The sequence below is a fragment of the Vibrio sp. T11.5 genome, assembly GCF_027587155.1.
GTDB lineage: Bacteria > Pseudomonadota > Gammaproteobacteria > Enterobacterales > Vibrionaceae > Vibrio > Vibrio neptunius.
The window spans coordinates 42,768-61,533 of record NZ_JAPPTP010000021.1 but is presented as its reverse complement, the minus strand read 5'-3'; the positions used below and the strand labels follow the sequence as shown (position 1 = coordinate 61,533).

Genomic DNA, 18,766 nt, shown 5'->3' with positions numbered 1-18,766 from the left:
AGGTTAATCAATGCGCCCAACAGCAGTCAGGTGTACGTCGCACACAAACCGTGCGATGCGTCGTCGTGGTGGCTTTGTCACTACTCCAGCGGCAACAAAACTCGCGCCCGGAATGACTTTAGTGGAAAAGACGGCTTTAATAGCGTCAGCTTCAGCCAAAGTCACTAAGGCGGCATAGGCAAAAAGCGCAGTCTCCACTGCGCTTTTTCTTTTCTCACTCTCCTCACCTCTGAGCCCATGGTATTGGCCTGCCTGATTTGATACCTTAGCCGCATACCAACATAGAAAGTGTGGAGAAAGCCGATGAAGTGCCATCGTATTGAAGAGCTAATCGAACTACTCGAGCCTGAATGGCAAAAAGATCAGCACATGAACCTGCTGCAGTTTATTGTCAAGCTAACACAAGAAGCTGGTTACCAAGGTCAACTTGAAGATCTCACCGACGATGTTCTTATCTACCATCTCAAAATGCGCAATAGCAATAAAGATGAAATGATTCCGGGGTTGAAAAAAGATCAGGAAGACGATTTTAAAACCGCGATCCTTCGGGCTCGAGGTATCATCGAGTGATCAGGCTGAAGCCAGAGCGACCACAAGGTCGCTTTTTTTATATCCAAATCATTTAAGTGAGTAAAACTGTTAGGCATTTTTTTTATAAAACTGTACTGATCTTTGTTGTTAAAGGTTGATAGTCTTAAAGAAATAAAAAAATGATTGCGTATATAATCTCTGTCCATAAGAAAATACTAAAATATTAAAGAGCACAGTCGATAGAGCGGGATCGCTAAGAAATCTCGCCTTTAGCCCAAGAAGGAAGCGTAATGAGTCAGGACAAAATTGAGATCAAAGACGTGACTCCAAAAACCTTTAATCCCAAGACGCACAAAAACACTGGGGACAGGTTTAACCCGAGCAACCGCATCTACGTGCGTGAAAGTAAGGGCACATTTCAGCAGTTACGTCGATATGGAGGCTGGTTGCTACTAGTTCTCTTCGCTATGGTGCCTTGGATTCCTTACGGGGAACGTCAAGCGGTGCTATTAGACCTTGGTCATCAGCAGTTTAACTTCTTTGGTACCACACTTTACCCACAAGATCTGACCTTGCTGGCATTGCTGTTCATGATTTCTGCTTTCGGTCTGTTCTTTCTCACCACCTTCTTAGGTCGCGTGTGGTGTGGCTATTTGTGTCCACAAACAGTCTGGACCTTCATGTACATCTGGTTTGAAGAGAAACTGGAAGGCAGCGCCAACAAACGCCGCAAACAAGACTCAGGCAAGCTGACCGCTAACCTTGCAATGCGTAAAGGGCTAAAGCACCTTGCGTGGTGGGTCATTGCACTCGCAACAGGTTTCACCTTTACTGGGTACTTTGTCCCAGTGAAAGATCTTGTACTTGGTTTCTTCACCCTTAACGCGGATTTCTGGCCTGTGTTCTGGGTGCTATTCTTTGCAGGCTGTACCTACGCGAATGCAGGCTGGATGCGCTCGATTATGTGTGTCCACATGTGTCCGTATGCACGCTTCCAGTCAGCCATGTTTGATAAAGATACCTTCATCGTTGGCTACGATACAAAACGGGGCGAATCTCGTGGTGCTCGCTCACGTAAAGCAGATCCAAAGGCGCTGGGGTTAGGTGACTGTATCGACTGTAACCTATGTGTGCAGGTATGCCCAACCGGCATCGATATTCGCGATGGTCTGCAATATGAGTGTATTAACTGTGGCGCCTGTATTGATGCCTGTGACAATACTATGGATAGGATGGGCTATGAAAAAGGCCTGATCAGCTATACTACAGAGCATCGTTTATCAGGCAAAAATACTAAAGTCATGCGCCCTAAACTACTTGGATATGGCGCAGTATTGCTAATCATGATAGGCCTGTTCTTCGCTCAAGTCGCGGCCGTTGATCCAGCCGGCCTTAGCGTACTGCGTGATCGTAATCAGTTATTCCGCATGAACAGCTCCGGCGAAGTGGAAAATACTTACACTTTGAAAATCATCAACAAAACTCAACAAAACCAAGAATATAAATTGGATGTGTTAGGGCTCACTGATGTTTCTTGGTACGGCAAACAAACCGTCAACGTTGCACCGGGCGAAGTGTACAATCTGCCAATGAGCTTAGGTGTCAATCCAGATAATCTCCGCTCTCCTGTTGCGACAATTCAGTTTATACTGTCCGATAGCGAAGACTTTACGATTGAAGTAGAAAGCCGCTTTATTAAAAAGCTTTAGCGGCTACCTCTACCTAAAATATGGAAAAGGGCTCAGCAATGAGCCCTTTTTATTTATGATACAACAAGCCTTTAACTTTGATGCTCTGACACCCGACTTTATGTGGTACGCCTTGGAAAGCATTGGCGTTCGCGCCGAATCCGGCTTTCTACCACTCAACAGCTATGAAAACCGTGTTTATCAGTTTACCGATGAAGAGCGTCAACGTTATGTGGTGAAGTTCTATCGCCCCGAGCGCTGGAGTTCAGAACAGATACAAGAAGAGCACGACTTTACTCTGGAGCTGATTGAATCTGACATCCCGGTTGCCCCTCCGATAAAAATCCAAGGGCAAACTCTGCATCAATATCAGGGCTATCTGTTTGCACTGTTTGCCAGTGTTGGCGGACGCCAGTTTGAAGTGGATAACCTCGAACAATTGGAAGGCGTAGGTCGTTTCCTTGGTCGAATCCATAAAGTCGGTGCTCGAATGGCCTTTAAGCACAGACCTACCATCAGCCTCGAAGAATACCTGCATCAACCGCGTAAGATTCTGGAACAATCACAGTTTATTCCATTTCATCTAGAGAATGCCTTCTTCAATGACTTAGACTTGTTGATTCAATCGCTGCAACAACAATGGGATGACTCAGCCAACATCATTCGTCTTCACGGTGATTGCCACCCAGGCAACATTCTCTGGCGTGATGGCCCTATGTTTGTCGATCTTGATGACTCTCGCAATGGGCCCGCGGTACAAGACCTGTGGATGATGCTCAATGGCGAGCGAGCTGATAAATTGATGCAGTTGGATATCCTGCTTGAGGCGTATCAGGAATTTAACGACTTTAATACTAACGAATTGAAACTAATTGAACCTTTACGCGGTCTACGTATGGTGCACTATATGGCATGGTTGGCAAAAAGATGGCAGGATCCTGCTTTTCCTATCGCCTTCCCATGGTTTGACGATCCTAAATACTGGGAAAGCCAGGTATTAGCTTTCAAAGAACAAATTTCGGCATTGAGTGAGCCACCACTCTCACTGATGCCTCAGTGGTAAGAAGCCAAAATGACAAACATGGAGTCAATAATGAAAAAGCTGTTTGCACTTGTCGCAACTGTTATGTTGAGCCTTTCTGCTCACGCCGCTCAATTCAAAGAAGGTGAACATTATCAAGTTCTTGATATTCCTTCAGCTTCTCTCAGCAAGGCTTCACAAAAGCCAACGGTAACCGAGTTTTTCTCTTTCTACTGCCCACACTGTAATACGTTTGAGCCCATCATCGAACAGCTAAAAGCTCAACTTCCAGAAGGGGCTAAATTCCAGAAAAATCACGTTTCCTTCATGGGTGGTAGCATGGGTGAGTCGATGAGCAAAGCTTACGCGACCATGGTAGCACTAAAAGTGGAAGACAAAATGGTGCCAGTCATGTTTAACCGTATTCATAACATGCGTAAGCCACCAAAAAATGATGAAGAATTACGTCAAATCTTCCTAGACGAAGGCATTGATGCGAAAAAATTTGACTCGGCATTCAAAGGGTTTGCCGTTGACTCTATGGTGCGCCGCTTCGACAAGCAGTTTAAAGACAGCGGCCTATCTGGCGTACCAGCAGTTGTCGTAAACAATAAGTACCTTGTTCAGGCACAAAGTATCAAAACCATTGACGAATATTTCGATCTGGTTAACTTCCTACTGACTAAAAAGTAATGAAGTTGATTACGTAAAAAAGGGAGCCTTGGCTCCCTTTTTGTTGTTTGATGGGTTTACTTGTTGTCTTGATGAATCTCTTTTAGCAGTTCATCTTTGTCCTTCCATACGCCGCCCAACCATTGCTGAAACTGGCGTTTAAACGGCTTGTCATTGAAGTAATCTCCACGTACGCTTTCGTCCACAGGCATCACCTTGGTGCGCACAACAATCTTAGTCATGCGCCCCATCAAAATATCGCGAAACGGCTTATCGGTGTTTTCCGGGTAGGCTAAAGTGACATCAATGATGTTTTCGAACTGATCGCCCATTGCCGCCAAAGTATAAGCCATCCCCCCTGTTTTAGGCTGTAACAAATGCTGATAGCCCGCTTTGCTCTTTTTCTGCTTCTGCTGGGTAAAACGTGTGCCTTCCACATAATTCACCACAGTCGTCGGTGTGTGCCTGAACTTAGCGCAAGATCGACGGGTCGTTTCCAAGTCTTGACCACGCTTTTCTGGGTGGCGAAGCAAATACTCTCGCGAATAACGGCGCATAAACGGCATATCGAGCGCCCAACAAGCCATACCTATAAATGGAACGTAGAATAGTTGTTGCTTTAGAAAGAACTTTGGCATTGGAATGCGGTCTTTGAATACACAGCATAACACCACGATGTCCGTCCAACTGAGGTGATTGCTGATCAGCAGATACCAACCATCCTTTGTCAGACTTTCACCACCTTCGATGTCCCACTCGACACGATTAAACAAAGAAAGAATAGCTGAATTAATGGTTGCCCACAGCCACATCATCCAGTTGGCCATTGCTGTACATTTTGCCTGCAATTTACTTGTTGGTAACACGACTTTAATCAAAGCAATGATACAAATGGCGACCGAGCAAAAAGCTGAGTTAAGGATGACTAGAGTCACATTCAGTACAAGGAGTAGGTATGCAAACATAACGCTTATTAATGAGATCCAAGATAGAATTTACAACGTTTCATTTATGAATAATAAAACAGCGTGTAATTATACAATTCCTTAACCACATTGGAATCACTCTGACGATGGTCAGATTAGTTCGATGACCACTGCCACTTACAAAGTGCAACGGTTCATAACAAGGAGAACCCTCAATGAAAGCCAAATTCTCTCTAGCTGTCCTGTCGCTGGTTGCCCTTCCAACCATGGCTCAGCTATCAGAACAAGCAGGATTTAGTGGTGAAGTGTCACTCAGTGCTGGATTTGCCTCTAGTACTTCAAACTTTAATACCGATGGCGATAAAACCATTAATAATGTCAATCAAACCGCGTCTTCAGATAGTGGTTCTCTAGTTCTGCCCCTTGGCAGCCTAGCCTATACCTTTGGTGCAAATCTAGACAAACAGTTTTACGTAGGTATGGCTCGTGAAGATATTGCTGTCGGTACTCTAGCTTTAGAGCTGGGCTACAAACAGCAGCTTTCATCGGGCATGGTGATTGATGCCTCATTCCTTCCAACCATTATGTCAGGCGAAACGTGGTCTGACCCATTTTTGACGGGTCAAGAACGCCAAACCACAGACGAAACAGGCAACGCATTCCGTCTTAAGTTCAGCAATATTATGGGGTCCAACTTCAGCTTGGATACTGCGTACGCTACCAGTGACATAGACAATGAGAAGTCTGGAGCCAGTGACAGCTCTCTAACAACCGCAGAGAGGAGGGCCTTACAACGTGACGCTTCATCGATCTACTTAAAAGGGGATTATCGCCTGCCGCTGACTCGCACGTCGTTCCTACAACCCTCACTAACCTACATCAAAACCGATGCCGATGGTGATGCCAACTCACTCGATTCAGTTGGTGGTGAGCTAAGTTACTTTAAGATCGTGAACCGTCACCAGTTCGCACTGACTGCTGGGTACACCAACCGCTCTTACGATGCGTCTAACCCGATTTACGGCAAAACACGTGACGAAGATGAACTGAGCTTGTTCGCTGCATACGAATACCAAGAGTTCATGGGCTGGCAAGACTGGTCATTGGTTTCGTTTGCTGGTTACTCAAAAACAGATGCCAACATCGACTTCTACGATGAAGACCAATACTTGTTCTCTGTTGGTATGAACTACCAATTCTAGGTAAAGACTGAGCCCGCCTCATTACGCGGGCTTTCTTTACACTGACTGAGCCGTCAATTGCTTGAGTAAACGATCCATTGCTCGATACCCCAAAGCTTCAGCAAGATGATGACGATCTATTTGTGGCTTACCGTCTAAATCCGCAATGGTGCGCGCAACCTTAATAATTCGGTGGTAAGCTCGAATGGATAACCCGAGCTGGTGCAAAACACTTTCCAAAAACTGCGCATCTTCTTTTTTCAGTGGGCAGTACTCCTCGATTTCTCGACTACCCAACAGCGCATTGACCTTATTGGAACGCTCCAACATACACACTCTAGCACTAACAACCCTTTGCTTAACGACCTCTGTGGGCTCACCACGATCACCACCTTCCGCTAGGGTACCTTTGGGCAATGCTGGGATCTCTAGCGACATATCAAAACGATCGAGCAAAGGGCCAGATAATCGACCCAAATAACGTAAAATCGTTTGCGGATTTACTCTCGATTGATTGCCTTCGTAGTAACCCGTAGGACTAGGGTTAAGAGCGCCCACCAGTTGAAAACGTGCAGGAAAACGAGTTTTACCCTGAGCCCTAGAGATAATGATTTCGCCAGACTCCAATGGTTCGCGCAGCGAGTCAAGCACCTTACGTTCAAACTCTGGCATTTCATCAAGAAACAACAATCCATTGTGCGCCAAAGAAATTTCTCCTGGCCTTGGAATCGTACCGCCACCCACTAAAGCGGCCATCGAGCTCGAATGGTGTGGTGCACGAAAAGGGCGTTGTTTCCAATTCAGAGCATTGATTTCCTGCTGAGTCAGTGACGCAACAGACGCGGTTTCCATAGCTTCCTCGTCACTCATTTCCGGCAACAAATCGCACAAGCGCGAGGCAAGCATAGTTTTCCCTGTCCCTGGTGGACCTAAAAATAGCAAATTGTGGTTTCCTGCTGCGGCAATCTCCAAAGCCCGCTTGCCTTGCTGCTGGCCAATGATATCTTGTAAATCACGCCCATTATTCATCGTTAGATTTACCATTGGCGTTTGATGTAGGCTCAGTTTTTTTTGACCGTAAAGATCGGCACACACTTCCAGTAAGCTTTGAGCAGATTTATGCTGTTCTTCACCCACTAAGGCGGCTTGATCCCCGTTGCTATTCGGCACGACCAAGCTTCGCTGTGCTTTATTGGCTGCAAGCGCTGCAGGCAATACCCCTTTCACTCCTCGCAGCTCACCCGACAAAGCCAGTTCACCAACAAATTCTTTTTCCGCCAAGCCGTTGACTGGAATTTGCTCTGAAGCGGCGAGAATACCAAGAGCAATGGGTAGGTCAAAACGTCCTCCTTCCTTGGGCAAGTCTGCAGGCGCAAGATTGACCGTGATTCGCTTAGCTGGAAACTCAAAGCGAGAATTGATAATTGCACTGCGTACTCTATCGCGTGATTCTTTGACAGTAGTTTCTGGTAACCCCACCAGAGTAAACCCCGGCATTCCATTGCTGATATGCACTTCTACCGTCACAGGTGGTGCTTCGACCCCCACAGATGCGCGACTGTAAATAATGGCTAGACCCATAACTTTCCCTACACTCTCTGCTATTCATTTATCTGTTTGATAATTTGCACACTTTTCTAACAATCTTGTTATATAGCGTGATGAGATGATGAGAGAATGTGAAAAAAGAATGACTTTTTGCTTGTCATGTAACGGAATTCTATGTTACCACTAATGACGTAGACAAATTCTTACCTTATTACGTAAGCACAACAATAGAAAAGAATATGAATTTCAACGCCCGCATTAACGCACTGATTGTCCTGATTATCGTGGTCATTATTGATTCCGCGCGGGGGCTGGTGGGCGAAAAATAAAACACCAAATTCAAAAAAACCCCCGCACTGAAAAGTCCGGGGGTTTTTTTCAACTTTAACGCTGAAAATCAGCGACAAAATAAACACTGACTCAGTCAGATAGACAGAAAAATAAAGAGCTCAGCCGCGAGCTGGCAGGAAGAATGGGAGCGCACATGACGTGCACAACAACACAACATTGCTACTTAGGTAGCCAAGGGGGCTTACGATGACAGGTGCTGAATTAGTCGTAGCCGCACTAAAACAACAGGGCATAAAAACCGTATTTGGCTACCCAGGCGGTGCTATCATGCCAATTTATGATGCACTGTATGATGGTGGCGTCGAGCACATCCTTTGCCGTCACGAACAAGGTGCAGCCATGGCCGCTATCGGTATGGCGCGTGCAACTCAGGACGTTGCAGTCTGTATGGCAACATCCGGCCCCGGCGCAACCAACCTTGTAACCGGTTTGGCCGATGCGTTTATGGACTCGATCCCAATGGTGGCGATAACAGGTCAGGTAGCCAGTTCTCACATCGGAACAGACGCTTTCCAGGAAATGGATGTGATAGGAATGTCGCTATCCTGCACCAAGCACAGCTACCTAGTGACTGAGATTGAAGATCTGGCACCCACTTTAGCCGAAGCGTTTGAAGTGGCCAAAACAGGCCGACCAGGGCCAGTGATTGTCGATATCGCTAAAGATGTTCAGTTGGCTCAAGCTCCAGTTAGTATTTTACCTCCATTCACTCCACCAACGAATCCCGTCCCTGAAGCAGCAGCCGTTTCTGCCGCTCAGGCGCTTCTTTCACAAAGTACCCGTCCTGTCTTTTATGTTGGTGGTGGTGTTCAACTGGGTAAAGCCACAGACTCCGTTCGCGAATTCTTACGTTTAAACCCAATGCCTTCGGTCAGCACCCTAAAAGGTTTAGGTACTATCGAACGTCACGATCCGCATTACCTTGGCATGCTAGGTATGCATGGTACTAAAGCCGCTAACTTAGTCGTGCAAGAATGTGATCTGCTGATTGCGGTTGGTGCGCGATTCGATGACCGAGTGACAGGTAAGCTAGAAACGTTCGCCCCTCACGCTCGCGTTATCCATATCGACATTGATGCTGCTGAGATCAACAAGCTGCGTCACGCCCATGCGCCACTGCGTGGTGATATCAATTCCCTTCTTCCTCAACTCGAACTGACTCAAGACATCACGCCATGGGTCAAGCACAGTGAAAGCCTGCGTAGTGGATTTAAGTGGCGTTACGACCACCCAGGTGATCTCATTTTTGCTCCGGGCTTGCTCAAAAAGTTGTCCGACATGATGCCTGATAGTTCGATGGTCTCAACCGATGTGGGACAGCATCAGATGTGGGCAGCGCAACATATTCAACCCCGAGACCCACAGAACTTCATCACATCTGCAGGCCTAGGCACCATGGGCTTTGGCCTTCCTGCCGCTATGGGTGCCGCGGTCGCACGTCCGGATGATCAGTCTATCCTTATTACAGGTGACGGCTCTTTCATGATGAACATTCAGGAACTGGGCACGCTAAAACGTCGCCAGATTCCGGTCAAAATCGTTCTATTGAACAACCAACGTTTAGGCATGGTACGTCAATGGCAATCGCTGTTTTTTGATGGTCGCCACAGTGAAACGATTCTGGATGACAATCCGGACTTCATCACTTTAGCAAGAGCGTTTGATATTCCTGGTAAAACGATCACAACAAAAGAAGAAGTTGAGCCAGCGATTCAGGAAATGCTGGAGAGTGAAACCTCGTACTTGCTGCACGTTTTGATCGACGAAGAAGAAAATGTGTGGCCACTGGTACCGCCAGGTGCTTCTAACAATGACATGCTGGAGAACACATAAGATGGAAAGATATCTAATCGACATAAAAGCAGACGATAAACCTGTGCTGCTGGAGCGTGTTCTTCGTGTTGTTCGCCATCGTGGTTTCATTGTTAGACAAGTTGCAGGTACACAGAATCATGAGAGCAAGATTGCCAGTGTGGAGATCATCGTCGACAGCGATCGTCCTATCTCCTTTCTGACCAATCAGATTGAAAAGCTCTGGGATGTGCGCACAGTTGAGGTAACACAAATCGCTAGTGACGAGCTACCAAATAACAACCTACAACAACAAATTTGTGCATAAAGGAAGGCAATAATGGCTACTACAACAGCGGATTACATTTGGTTTAATGGCAAGCTGGTACCGTGGAAAGAAGCAAATGTTCACGTACTGACTCATGCTATGCACTACGGCACTTCAGTATTTGAAGGTGTGCGCTGCTACAACACGCCTAAAGGGCCAATTATCTTCCGCCATCGTGAGCATGCAAAGCGACTGAAAGATTCAGCCAAAATCTACCGTTTCCCTATCCCTTACTCCGTGGATGAAATCATGGAAGCGACGCGCGAAACACTGCGCGAGAACAAACTCGATAGTGCTTATATTCGCCCACTAGGTTTTGTTGGCAATGTTGGCCTCGGGGTGTGTCCCCCGCAGGGCACCGAAATGGACCTTATCATCGCGGCTTTCCCATGGGGATCTTACCTAGGTGAAGAAGCCTTAGAAAAAGGGGTCGATGCAATGATTTCCAGCTGGAACCGCGCGGCGCCAAACACCATTCCAACCGCAGCGAAAGCTGGCGGTAACTACCTTTCTTCATTGCTGGTTGGCGGTGAAGCACGTCGTCATGGCTACGATGAGGGTATTGCATTAAGTGTTGATGGTTATTTGTCTGAAGGCGCAGGTGAAAACATCTTTGTGATTAAAGATGGATTGATCACCACGCCACCAGCAACCAGTGCCATCCTTCCGGGCATCACTCGTGATTCGATCATGACTATTGCTCGTGACAAAGGTTACGAAGTACGCGAAGCAAATATTGCTCGTGAAGCACTCTATCTCGCAGATGAAGTGTTTATGACAGGTACTGCAGCAGAGGTCGTTCCTGTTGCAACCATAGATAAAATTGACGTAGGCAGCGGTAAACGCGGCCCTATCACCAAAGAGCTGCAAGAAGCTTACTTTGGACTATTCAACGGCACCACTGAAGATAAGTGGGGCTGGTTAGATTACGTTTACCCAGCAGACGCGGCAAAATAAAGGAAGTAGTAAGATGCCTAAATACAGATCAGCAACCACCACTCACGGTCGTAACATGGCGGGTGCTCGTGCACTGTGGCGTGCAACTGGCGTAAAAGATGAAGATTTTGGTAAGCCAATTATCGCAGTTGTGAACTCATTCACTCAGTTTGTACCGGGCCACGTTCACCTCAAAGATATGGGCCAACTGGTCGCCGGTGAAATAGAAAAAGCTGGCGGTATCGCCAAAGAATTCAATACTATCGCGGTTGACGATGGTATCGCAATGGGCCACGGCGGCATGCTTTACTCACTGCCATCACGTGAGCTTATCGCTGACTCAGTAGAGTACATGGTGAATGCTCACTGTGCCGATGCCATGGTATGTATCTCCAACTGTGACAAAATCACTCCGGGAATGCTCATGGCGTCAATGCGCCTTAACATCCCAGTAATATTTGTTTCTGGCGGTCCAATGGAAGCGGGTAAAACTAAGCTTTCTGACCAAATCATCAAGCTAGACTTGGTTGATGCGATGATCCAAGGTGCAGACCCGAAAGTTTCAGACGAGCAAAGTGAACAGATCGAACGCAGCGCGTGTCCGACATGTGGTTCATGTTCAGGTATGTTCACAGCCAACTCTATGAACTGCCTGACTGAAGCGCTTGGTCTTTCTCAGCCAGGTAACGGTTCAATGCTAGCGACACACGCAGACCGCGAAGAACTATTTATCAACGCTGGTAAACGTATCGTTGAACTGACACGTCGTTACTACGAGCAAGATGACGAATCGGCGCTGCCACGCAATATCGCTACTTTTGATGCATTCGAAAACGCAATGGCGCTGGATATCGCGATGGGCGGTTCAACCAACACCATTCTCCACCTGCTTGCGGCAGCTCAAGAAGGCGAAGTGGATTTCGATATGGAAGATATCGACCGCCTGTCTCGCCAAGTACCGCACCTATGTAAAGTGGCACCATCTACTCAGAAATACCATATGGAAGACGTACACCGCGCGGGTGGTGTTATGGCTATCCTCGGCGAGCTGGATCGCGCAGGTTTGCTGCACAATGACGCACGCACCGTACTCGGTCTTTCAATGAAAGAACAGTTAACACAATACGACATCATCCAGACCGAAGATGAAGAGGTACTCAAGTTCTTCCGCGCAGGCCCTGCAGGTATTCGTACCACCAAAGCGTTCTCGCAAGATTGCCGCTGGGATCGCCTTGATGACGACCGGGCAGAAGGTTGTATCCGCACCAAAGAAAACGCCTTCAGCCAAGAAGGCGGCCTAGCAGTTCTGTCAGGTAACATCGCCCTTGATGGTTGTATCGTGAAGACCGCTGGTGTGGATGAAAGTATCCATAAATTCACTGGCCCTGCTGTAGTGTTTGAAAGCCAGGAAGATGCCGTTGAAGGCATCTTAGGCGGCAAAGTAAAAGCAGGCGATGTGGTTGTAATCCGCTATGAAGGCCCGAAAGGGGGCCCAGGCATGCAGGAAATGCTTTACCCAACCACTTACCTGAAATCAATGGGGCTTGGTAAAGAGTGTGCACTGCTGACGGATGGTCGCTTCTCTGGCGGTACGTCTGGCCTGTCCATTGGTCACGCTTCACCTGAAGCGGCGAATGGTGGCGCGATTGGTCTGGTAAAACAGGGCGATATGATCGCGATTGATATTCCAAACCGCTCTATTTCTCTAGAAGTCTCAGAGCAGGAACTTGCTGAGCGCCGTGCAAAACAAGACGAACTGGGCTGGAAGCCAGTCGATCGTCAACGTGAAGTTTCTTTTGCACTCAAAGCGTACGCAAGTATGGCAACCAGTGCTGACAAAGGGGCGGTACGAGACAAATCTAAGCTAGAGGACTAGCTTATGTCTGATTCTCTCTTTTCAGGGAAAGCTCAACAGACTGGCGCAGACTATCTGCGCCATATCTTAAGAGCCCCGGTTTATGAAGCCGCAACGGTGACGCCTCTGCAGGAGATGCCACGCCTGAGTGAACGAATTGGCAATAAGGTGCAAATCAAGCGCGAAGACCGCCAGCCAGTTCATTCGTTCAAACTGCGCGGCGCCTACAATATGGTTGCCAGTTTGTCTGAAGCGCAGAAGGCCGCTGGCGTGATTGCCGCCTCAGCGGGTAACCATGCCCAAGGCATGGCGCTTTCCGGCACTAAGCTTGGTATAAAAACTACGATTGTGATGCCAAAAACCACACCTGACATTAAAGTCGAAGCGGTTCGTGGTTTTGGCGGTCACGTGGTACTGCACGGCAATAACTTTGATGAAGCCAAAGCAGAAGCCGAGCGTTTATCTGAACAACATGGCTATACGTTTGTGCCTCCTTTTGATCACCCATTAGTGATCGCGGGCCAAGGCACCATTGGCATGGAGATGCTGCAACAGAATGGTCACCTCGATCATATCTTCGTCCCAGTTGGTGGCGGAGGTTTAGCAGCAGGTGTGGCAGTGCTGGTCAAACAACTGATGCCAGAAATTAAAGTCATTGCAGTTGAGCCTGAAGATTCAGCGTGTCTTAAAGCCGCTTTAGATGCTGGTGAGCCCGTCGTTCTCGATCAGGTCAGCATGTTTGCTGATGGCGTCGCGGTAAAACGCATCGGTGAAGAAACCTTCCGCCTGTGTCAAAAATACCTTGATGGGCACATTACCGTTTCCAGCGATGAGATTTGCGCCGCGGTCAAAGACATCTTTGAAGATACGCGTGCTATCGCAGAGCCTTCTGGCGCGCTAGCATTAGCTGGTTTGAAGAAGTACGCTGAGCAAAACGAGCTTAAGAACAGCAACCTAGGTACTGTTCTATCGGGTGCAAACACGAACTTCCACGGTCTGCGCTACGTCTCTGAGCGTTGTGAACTGGGTGAAAAACGTGAAGGCCTGCTGGCAGTCACGATTCCAGAACGCCAAGGCGCTTTCTTTGAGTTCTGTAACCTGATTGGTGGACGAGCGGTCACTGAGTTCAACTACCGCTACAACGATGACGATTTGGCCAACATTTTTGTTGGTGTCCGTCTACAAGGTGGGCAGGAAGAGCTGGAACACATCATTCACGATCTGCGTGAAGGTGGTTACCCTGTGGTCGACTTGTCAGACGACGAAATGGCCAAACTGCACATTCGTTACATGATTGGTGGTAAACCATCGAAGCAGCTTAAAGAACGCCTATACAGCTTTGAATTTCCAGAGTACCCAGGTGCATTACTGAAATTCCTCAGCACATTAGGTACACATTGGAACATCAGTCTGTTCAACTATCGCAATCATGGTGCCGACTATGGTCGAGTATTGTGTGGTTTTGAACTGGATGAAGCCGACTTATCGCGCTTTTCCGCCCATTTGCGAGAGCTGGGCTATCAATGCAAAGACGAAACCGACAACCCGTCGTATCAGTTTTTCCTTTCTTAATCATCAAAAAGCCAGTCAGGTGACTGGCTTTTTCTTTGCGACCCAATGCGACTTTCGGCAATGCACTGTATGCATGTATATAATGCTAAAGTTTCATTTTAGTCATAGTAACTTTCAGTCTACACTCAATATCAGTTTTTAAATGTTTGCTACCGCGTAGTGGAGACCATCTATGTTTAACGCACTGATTCTAAACCAAGAAGAAAAACGCACCATCGCCTCTGTAGAACAAATCGACGAAGCACAATTGCCTCAAGGCGACGTACTGATCGATGTCGATTACTCATCACTCAACTACAAAGATGGTCTGGCGATCACAGGCAAAGGTAAGATCATCCGCAACTTCCCAATGGTACCGGGCATCGATATGGCAGGCACCGTTGCCCACTCAGATGATGATCGCTACCAAGTCGGTGATAAAGTCGTGTTAACTGGCTGGGGTGTGGGTGAGAATCACTGGGGGGGGATGGCTCAACGTGCGCGCCTAAAAGCTGACTGGTTGGTACCACTGCCAAAAGGGATCGACAGCAAAAAGGCCATGATGGTCGGCACCGCTGGCTTTACTGCCATGCTCTGTGTTCAAACGCTGATCGACGCTGGTGTCAAACCTGAGTCAGGTGAAATTCTGGTCACAGGTGCCAGTGGTGGTGTGGGTTCAGTAGCGGTAACGCTACTGGCTAAGCTCGGCTACAAAGTAGCAGCGGTGACTGGCCGCATTGAACAAAATGGTCCTCTCTTAGAAAAACTGGGCGCAAGCCGCATTATTGATCGCGTCGAGTTTGAAGAACCCGCACGTCCGCTGGAAAAACAAGTTTGGGCTGGCGCCGTTGATACCGTGGGCAACAAAGTACTGGCTAAAGTACTGGCGCAAATGGATTACAACAGCGCAGTAGCTGCTTGTGGTTTGGCTGGTGGCTTTGACCTACCAACAACCGTGATGCCTTTTATTCTGCGTAATGTTCGCCTGCAAGGCATAGACTCAGTGATGTGCCCAACAGAGAAGCGTATCGCCGCTTGGGAAAAACTGGTTGAACTACTGCCTGAAAGCTACTTTGAGCAAGCCTGTACTGAAGTAGCTCTTGCCGATGCACCAAAGTACGCAGAAGACATCACTAACGGTCAAGTAACAGGTCGCGTTGTGATTAAGCTGTAATTCTAAGATTCAAAATAAAAGAGCCAGCATTGCTGGCTCTTTTTGTATCGATAGAAATCGTGTTAATCCAATCCCATGTCTGCGATACGTTTGGCAATCAAGCGACTACACTCTTCTCTCACCACAGATCGCAGCCATTCCTGTGCCGGTGAGTGCTCGCAACGTGCATGCCAGATCATCGAATAATCAAACGGCGTGAACTGGAACGGCAAAGGTTTAACCGCCAAGTCGTAACGCTCTGCAACCAGATAAGCTAAATCCGCTGGCACCGTAATAATCAGCGGCATGGTATCCACAATGGCCAATGCCGCTTCCAGATGATAAGCCCGCAGCACCATTTTTCGTTTTGGCTGATCGACCAGAGCCTGCTCAATTAACGTTTTGACGCCATCACTGATGGCGATCATCGCATGTGGATAGGTAAGGTAATCCTTTAAACTGAGTGATATGTTGGCCAACGGGTGCTGTTTAGATAAAAGGCATAAAACCCCTACACGACCGAGAATTTCACTTTGCAATGGCTCCACTGGACCAATAGGTCGGCATATGGCTAAATCCGCTCCCTCATACGTCAACTGATCAGCTAATCGGTCATGTTGCAGAGGTAGAAAGTTAATCGACACATTGGGCGCTTCCTGATAAATACGCGGCAAAGCAAAGGGCAGAATAGTCTGCATCGCATAGTCAGTGGTGGCGATATTGAAGGTGTTCTCAAAGCTTTGCGGTTCAGTTTGAATCGGAGACAACACCTGACGCAGCGACTCCAACGGCTCTCCCAGTGCTTTGTCGACCTCGAGCGCTTTTTCGGTTGGAATCAGATGCTGCCCCTGACGTGTAAACAAGGGGTCACCCAGCATATCACGCAGCCGACCTAACACTCGGCTCATCGCAGACTGGCTAAGATTAAGCCGATGTGCTGCTTTACTCACGCTGCACTCTTCGATTAAAACCCGCAACGCCACCAGCAAATTCAGATCACGGCGATAGATGTCTTCTAATTCCACAAATAGCCACTTAAAATGAAGGGTATATTTATTGAATTGTACTCTTTAGATAAAAAAAATCCCGCCTTTCAGCGGGGAAGCCCAAGAAAAATGGGGATAGTGTCGGAATGTAATTGAGCGTAGTTACAATTGAGAATGGTTGTTGGAAGTTCAACCATCAATTTTCTTGCTCTTCAGATGCGCTCGGCCAGCGATGCATCTCGAGCCAAATACCTACAACCGTCGCAACCATGCCGAACAAAGGCATAAACGACGATTCTGCTGGTGTACGTAAAACAAGTGCGCAAAAAGAAATAAAGCACAGCACGGAATAGATGGTTAGACGATCTAAAGCTGTCAACATAAGCGCTCCTTGTTTCAAATGTTACCAACTTGTTAACTAAGTTAAAACAATTTGATCGCTTTGCCAAGGGGTTATTGAATATTTTTTCTTCACCAGTATTATCTACCTCCTATTGAGGTAATAAAGATATGACCATGACAATCAATTCAGAACAGGCGACCCAAACTTTAGAGGCAGAAGGACTGCGCTGCCCAGAGCCAGTGATGATGGTCAGGAAGACAATCCGTAACATGCAAGAGGGTGAGATTCTACTGGTAAAAGCCGATGACCCATCCACCACACGTGACATTCCGAGCTTCTGCCGCTTTATGGATCACCAGCTAATTGCGGCTCAAACCGAAGAACTGCCTTATCAGTATCTGATCAAGAAAGGAATGGATTAGCGTTAACGCTAAACTCATTGAAATGAAAAACGGCTGCCTGGAGCAGCCGTTTGTTTATTCGTCATATTCAATGGTGTGGACTTCAGATTGTAATTTTTTCAGCTGTTTTCGCATTGCCCGCATTTCTTCATGCATTGGGATAATGTGCGCGACTCGAATCCAGGCCTCAACCGTCAATGCGGTCAACACAAATGAACCTGCAACAATCGGTAGCCACATGTCGGTCAGTACCATTGCCAGTAAACACAGTACCAAGCCGAAAGTGAATAGATAACTCTGACTTTTTGGGGTCATCCCCATATAACGTGTAAGCATAATGTTGCCCTCTCGCTATACTCTAGGTGTTTGAAGAAAAAACAGAATTCTTCTGACCTTGAGTAACATCATTCACACCGTTAAGTTAGCATGACAAGTATGACACTAATATGTCAACGATCACGCCCTTACACGAATTTAGCACAGAGTTTGATCTATCGCATTTCTCCACCAGATATCCGATTTTTCCCACACTTTAGCGACATTTCTACAAGAATGCTGCACCTACCGATAGAGCGATAAATAGCAGAGCGGTCAGCTTACGAATCAGGTTGAGCGGCATTTTATCAGCCGACAATTTACCAATCAAAACCACGGGAACATTGGCTGCCAGCATACCCAACGTAGTACCTATAATCACCAACGTCAGCGCGTCGGCAAACTGAGCCCCTAAGATAGAGGTAGCAATCTGAGTTTTGTCACCAATTTCAGCGATAAAGAACGCAATGAAGCTGGCAACAAACGGTCCTCGGTTGGAAATTTCATCGTCATCATCCAACTTATCTGGGATTAGCACCCAACCCGCCATAGCGAGAAAACTTGCCACCACAACCCACTTAAGCACCTCAGGTGATAAATAGTCGGCCACAACCACGCCTAACCAAGCCGCAAGGGCGTGATTGGCAATAGTAGCGAAGAAAATTGCGGCGATAATCGGTATCGGTTTTCGATAACGACTGGCCAACAGTAAAGACAATAGCTGGGTTTTGTCACCAATTTCGGCTAAAGCGACAGTGGTAATTGAAATAGCTAAAACGCTCACGACATGCTCATTGAGGCAGGGATAATTATTTTAAACCTAAGACAAACCTCGTGCCCCACCCCGGTTCACGATGTTTATCTAAGGTCTTGCTAAACCCATCAGACGATGAGTCTCGAGCGCCATGGTGATTGTGCACCAATTATGTTGACGAACGAACCAAACAATCAGGTTGATTGTGTTAGTAAGCTACTCCCCAAAGACTCAGGCAATTCTATCCAGCTCTATGTCATTTCTCAAGTAACAAAGTGGTCAAAAACTTCCTTTTAGGAAAATTTGGACGAATAAGCCATTAAAAATCCATTAAAGGAGAATTCTGACTAGGAATTAATCAAGATTAGCCCTACTCCCCTACGCAATATCTGGGTATACTTGATTGTTATTTTCATTATATTAATGTGCTGAAAG

Annotated in this window: 19 protein-coding genes; 12 read left to right on the top strand and 7 right to left on the bottom strand. The window is 47.2% G+C overall.

Translation table 11 applies throughout. The annotated features are described in order from the left end of the window. Nucleotides 1-3: 3 nt before the first annotated feature. The gene (locus OH455_RS18120; protein WP_157633989.1) at nucleotides 4-198 is read right to left on the bottom strand and encodes a hypothetical protein; all 195 of its coding nucleotides are present in this window, start codon (nucleotides 196-198) and stop codon (nucleotides 4-6) included. A 105-nt stretch (nucleotides 199-303) separates the two neighbouring features. On the opposite strand from OH455_RS18120, the gene OH455_RS18115 reads away from it, so the two are divergent. From OH455_RS18115 to OH455_RS18100, 4 genes are all read left to right on the top strand, one after another. Beyond that, nucleotides 304-570, top strand: a complete 267-nt coding sequence (locus OH455_RS18115; protein WP_045973927.1) for a YihD family protein — start codon at nucleotides 304-306, stop codon at nucleotides 568-570. Nucleotides 571-821: 251 nt separating this feature from the next. Further along, the gene (ccoG, locus tag OH455_RS18110) at nucleotides 822-2,240 is read left to right on the top strand and encodes a cytochrome c oxidase accessory protein CcoG (protein ID WP_045973928.1); all 1,419 of its coding nucleotides are present in this window, start codon (nucleotides 822-824) and stop codon (nucleotides 2,238-2,240) included. A gap of 55 nt (nucleotides 2,241-2,295) precedes the next feature. Beyond that, complete coding sequence (locus tag OH455_RS18105) at nucleotides 2,296-3,282, top strand: serine/threonine protein kinase (protein WP_045973950.1); 987 nt, start codon at nucleotides 2,296-2,298, stop codon at nucleotides 3,280-3,282. A 30-nt stretch (nucleotides 3,283-3,312) separates the two neighbouring features. Beyond that, complete coding sequence (locus OH455_RS18100; protein ID WP_269982309.1) at nucleotides 3,313-3,933, top strand: thiol:disulfide interchange protein DsbA/DsbL; 621 nt, start codon at nucleotides 3,313-3,315, stop codon at nucleotides 3,931-3,933. Nucleotides 3,934-3,989: 56 nt separating this feature from the next. Here the strand turns inward: OH455_RS18100 and OH455_RS18095 are convergent, their stop codons facing one another. Then, entirely contained in the window at nucleotides 3,990-4,877 is an 888-nt protein-coding gene (locus tag OH455_RS18095; RefSeq protein ID WP_045973952.1) for an acyltransferase, read from the bottom strand. A 176-nt stretch (nucleotides 4,878-5,053) separates the two neighbouring features. Between OH455_RS18095 and OH455_RS18090 the strand changes: the two genes are divergently transcribed. Further along, entirely contained in the window at nucleotides 5,054-6,040 is a 987-nt protein-coding gene (locus OH455_RS18090) for a DUF2860 domain-containing protein (RefSeq protein ID WP_269982308.1), read from the top strand. Nucleotides 6,041-6,076: 36 nt separating this feature from the next. Here the strand turns inward: OH455_RS18090 and OH455_RS18085 are convergent, their stop codons facing one another. Next, nucleotides 6,077-7,600 (bottom strand): YifB family Mg chelatase-like AAA ATPase, encoded by a 1,524-nt coding sequence (locus OH455_RS18085; protein ID WP_269982307.1) that lies wholly within the window; start codon nucleotides 7,598-7,600, stop codon nucleotides 6,077-6,079. Between the two features lie 504 nt (nucleotides 7,601-8,104). Between OH455_RS18085 and ilvG the strand changes: the two genes are divergently transcribed. The 6 genes from ilvG (at nucleotide 8,105) to acuI (ending at nucleotide 15,553) form a co-directional block, all read left to right on the top strand. Next, nucleotides 8,105-9,751 carry an acetolactate synthase 2 catalytic subunit gene (gene ilvG / locus OH455_RS18080; RefSeq protein ID WP_269982306.1) on the top strand — a complete coding sequence of 549 codons (1,647 nt, stop codon included), beginning with the start codon at nucleotides 8,105-8,107 and terminating at the stop codon, nucleotides 9,749-9,751. Between the two features lies 1 nt (nucleotide 9,752). Further along, nucleotides 9,753-10,037, top strand: a complete 285-nt coding sequence (ilvM, locus tag OH455_RS18075; protein ID WP_045973956.1) for an acetolactate synthase 2 small subunit — start codon at nucleotides 9,753-9,755, stop codon at nucleotides 10,035-10,037. Nucleotides 10,038-10,049: 12 nt separating this feature from the next. Continuing rightward, nucleotides 10,050-10,994, top strand: a complete 945-nt coding sequence (ilvE, locus tag OH455_RS18070; RefSeq protein ID WP_206371209.1) for a branched-chain-amino-acid transaminase — start codon at nucleotides 10,050-10,052, stop codon at nucleotides 10,992-10,994. 13 nt (nucleotides 10,995-11,007) lie between these two features. After that, complete coding sequence (ilvD, locus tag OH455_RS18065) at nucleotides 11,008-12,849, top strand: dihydroxy-acid dehydratase (protein ID WP_269982305.1); 1,842 nt, start codon at nucleotides 11,008-11,010, stop codon at nucleotides 12,847-12,849. Between the two features lie 3 nt (nucleotides 12,850-12,852). After that, a complete protein-coding gene (gene ilvA / locus OH455_RS18060; protein WP_269982304.1) occupies nucleotides 12,853-14,400 on the top strand; it encodes a threonine ammonia-lyase, biosynthetic in 1,548 nt (515 codons plus the stop codon). Between the two features lie 172 nt (nucleotides 14,401-14,572). Further along, a complete protein-coding gene (gene acuI, locus OH455_RS18055; protein ID WP_269982303.1) occupies nucleotides 14,573-15,553 on the top strand; it encodes an acrylyl-CoA reductase (NADPH) in 981 nt (326 codons plus the stop codon). Between the two features lie 62 nt (nucleotides 15,554-15,615). On the opposite strand, the gene OH455_RS18050 is transcribed toward acuI, so the two are convergent. Next, nucleotides 15,616-16,557: a LysR family transcriptional regulator gene (locus OH455_RS18050; protein WP_045973961.1), complete on the bottom strand. Its 942-nt coding sequence runs from the start codon at nucleotides 16,555-16,557 to the stop codon at nucleotides 15,616-15,618. 157 nt (nucleotides 16,558-16,714) lie between these two features. Further along, nucleotides 16,715-16,900 (bottom strand): hypothetical protein, encoded by a 186-nt coding sequence (locus tag OH455_RS18045; protein ID WP_269982302.1) that lies wholly within the window; start codon nucleotides 16,898-16,900, stop codon nucleotides 16,715-16,717. A 134-nt stretch (nucleotides 16,901-17,034) separates the two neighbouring features. Here OH455_RS18045 and tusA point away from each other — a divergent pair, with 134 nt between their 5' ends. Then, complete coding sequence (tusA, locus tag OH455_RS18040) at nucleotides 17,035-17,283, top strand: sulfurtransferase TusA (protein ID WP_038514221.1); 249 nt, start codon at nucleotides 17,035-17,037, stop codon at nucleotides 17,281-17,283. Between the two features lie 54 nt (nucleotides 17,284-17,337). Here tusA and OH455_RS18035 read toward each other — a convergent pair whose 3' ends face one another. Both OH455_RS18035 and OH455_RS18030 read right to left on the bottom strand, forming a co-directional pair. Continuing rightward, nucleotides 17,338-17,598 (bottom strand): hypothetical protein, encoded by a 261-nt coding sequence (locus OH455_RS18035; RefSeq protein ID WP_269982301.1) that lies wholly within the window; start codon nucleotides 17,596-17,598, stop codon nucleotides 17,338-17,340. A 208-nt stretch (nucleotides 17,599-17,806) separates the two neighbouring features. After that, on the bottom strand, nucleotides 17,807-18,361 hold the full coding sequence (locus tag OH455_RS18030) for a TMEM165/GDT1 family protein (RefSeq protein ID WP_269982300.1): 555 nt from the start codon (nucleotides 18,359-18,361) through the stop codon (nucleotides 17,807-17,809). Nucleotides 18,362-18,766: the final 405 nt, after the last annotated feature.

Excerpts from the sequence above, each read along its gene's own strand:
- OH455_RS18115 (WP_045973927.1), top strand. The coding sequence starts at position 304 with ATGAAGTGCCATCGTATTGAAGAGCTAATCGAACTACTCGAGCCTGAA.
- ccoG (WP_045973928.1), top strand. The coding sequence starts at position 822 with ATGAGTCAGGACAAAATTGAGATCAAAGACGTGACTCCAAAAACCTTT.
- OH455_RS18105 (WP_045973950.1), top strand. The coding sequence starts at position 2,296 with ATGATACAACAAGCCTTTAACTTTGATGCTCTGACACCCGACTTTATG.
- OH455_RS18100 (WP_269982309.1), top strand. The coding sequence starts at position 3,313 with ATGAAAAAGCTGTTTGCACTTGTCGCAACTGTTATGTTGAGCCTTTCT.
- OH455_RS18095 (WP_045973952.1), bottom strand. The coding sequence starts at position 4,877 with ATGTTTGCATACCTACTCCTTGTACTGAATGTGACTCTAGTCATCCTT.
- OH455_RS18090 (WP_269982308.1), top strand. The coding sequence starts at position 5,054 with ATGAAAGCCAAATTCTCTCTAGCTGTCCTGTCGCTGGTTGCCCTTCCA.
- OH455_RS18085 (WP_269982307.1), bottom strand. The coding sequence starts at position 7,600 with ATGGGTCTAGCCATTATTTACAGTCGCGCATCTGTGGGGGTCGAAGCA.
- ilvG (WP_269982306.1), top strand. The coding sequence starts at position 8,105 with ATGACAGGTGCTGAATTAGTCGTAGCCGCACTAAAACAACAGGGCATA.
- ilvM (WP_045973956.1), top strand. The coding sequence starts at position 9,753 with ATGGAAAGATATCTAATCGACATAAAAGCAGACGATAAACCTGTGCTG.
- ilvE (WP_206371209.1), top strand. The coding sequence starts at position 10,050 with ATGGCTACTACAACAGCGGATTACATTTGGTTTAATGGCAAGCTGGTA.
- ilvD (WP_269982305.1), top strand. The coding sequence starts at position 11,008 with ATGCCTAAATACAGATCAGCAACCACCACTCACGGTCGTAACATGGCG.
- ilvA (WP_269982304.1), top strand. The coding sequence starts at position 12,853 with ATGTCTGATTCTCTCTTTTCAGGGAAAGCTCAACAGACTGGCGCAGAC.
- acuI (WP_269982303.1), top strand. The coding sequence starts at position 14,573 with ATGTTTAACGCACTGATTCTAAACCAAGAAGAAAAACGCACCATCGCC.
- OH455_RS18045 (WP_269982302.1), bottom strand. The coding sequence starts at position 16,900 with ATGTTGACAGCTTTAGATCGTCTAACCATCTATTCCGTGCTGTGCTTT.
- tusA (WP_038514221.1), top strand. The coding sequence starts at position 17,035 with ATGACAATCAATTCAGAACAGGCGACCCAAACTTTAGAGGCAGAAGGA.
- OH455_RS18035 (WP_269982301.1), bottom strand. The coding sequence starts at position 17,598 with ATGCTTACACGTTATATGGGGATGACCCCAAAAAGTCAGAGTTATCTA.